At 52.6% G+C, this 879-nt stretch carries 10 tRNA genes; all 10 read right to left on the reverse strand.

Annotation, left to right across the window (positions count from 1 at the left end):
• Positions 1–24 precede the first annotated feature (24 nt).
• The 10 genes from K1J10_RS10525 to K1J10_RS10570 all read right to left on the reverse strand — a co-directional run bounded on the left by K1J10_RS10525 (position 25) and on the right by K1J10_RS10570 (position 879).
• Positions 25–108: transfer RNA gene (locus K1J10_RS10525), tRNA-Leu, on the reverse strand.
• Positions 109–117: 9 nt separating this feature from the next.
• A tRNA-Gln gene (locus K1J10_RS10530) sits at positions 118–189 on the reverse strand.
• Positions 190–202: 13 nt separating this feature from the next.
• Positions 203–275 (reverse strand) — tRNA-His (locus K1J10_RS10535).
• 12 nt (positions 276–287) lie between these two features.
• A tRNA-Trp gene (locus K1J10_RS10540) sits at positions 288–358 on the reverse strand.
• Positions 359–364: 6 nt separating this feature from the next.
• Positions 365–445 (reverse strand) — tRNA-Tyr (locus tag K1J10_RS10545).
• A 16-nt stretch (positions 446–461) separates the two neighbouring features.
• A tRNA-Phe gene (locus K1J10_RS10550) sits at positions 462–534 on the reverse strand.
• Between the two features lie 5 nt (positions 535–539).
• Positions 540–613, reverse strand: a tRNA-Met gene (locus tag K1J10_RS10555).
• Positions 614–622: 9 nt separating this feature from the next.
• A tRNA-Ser gene (locus K1J10_RS10560) sits at positions 623–712 on the reverse strand.
• Between the two features lie 9 nt (positions 713–721).
• Positions 722–793 (reverse strand) — tRNA-Glu (locus tag K1J10_RS10565).
• Positions 794–806: 13 nt separating this feature from the next.
• Positions 807–879, reverse strand: a tRNA-Ile gene (locus tag K1J10_RS10570).

Genomic DNA, 879 nt, shown 5'->3' on the forward strand with positions numbered 1-879 from the left:
CCGAAAACCTTGTCTTTAATACTATACCGGCGGCCGGGGTCGAACCGGCACGTCCTTGCGGACACTGGATTTTGAGTCCAGCGCGTCTGCCAATTCCGCCACGCCGGCAAAGTATAACTGGGGTAGCTGGATTCGAACCAACGCATGAGGGAGTCAAAGTCCCTTGCCTTACCGCTTGGCTATACCCCAATAATATAAAATAGGCGAGTGATGGGGATCGAACCCACGCATGCCAGAGCCACAATCTGGTGTGTTAACCACTTCACCACACCCGCCATATTCTTATACACGGGCAGTAGGAATTGAACCCACACTGAAGGTTTTGGAGACCTTAGTTCTACCTTTAAACTATGCCCGTAAAGGATGGAAGGGGAGGGATTCGAACCCCCGAACCCGAAGGAGCGGATTTACAGTCCGCCGCGTTTAGCCTCTTCGCTACCCTTCCGAATAATATTAAATTATGGCGCGAGACGGAATCGAACCGCCGACACATGGAGCTTCAATCCATTGCTCTACCAACTGAGCTACCGAGCCAAATATTGCGGGAGCAGGATTTGAACCTACGACCTTCGGGTTATGAGCCCGACGAGCTACCGAGCTGCTCCATCCCGCGTTAATATTAAGGAGGATGTGGGATTCGAACCCACGCACGCTTTTACACGCCTGACGGTTTTCAAGACCGTTCCCTTCAGCCGGACTTGGGTAATCCTCCGATATAGTATAGTCCGTACGGGATTCGAACCCGTGTTACCGCCGTGAAAAGGCGGTGTCTTAACCCCTTGACCAACGGACCATAATATTAAAAATGGGCACGAGTGGACTCGAACCACCGACCTCACGCTTATCAGGCGTGCGCTCTAACCACCTGAGCTACGCGCC

The sequence above is a fragment of the Streptococcus australis genome (genome assembly GCF_019930045.1).
In the GTDB taxonomy this organism is placed as follows: Bacteria; Bacillota; Bacilli; order Lactobacillales; family Streptococcaceae; genus Streptococcus; species Streptococcus australis_D.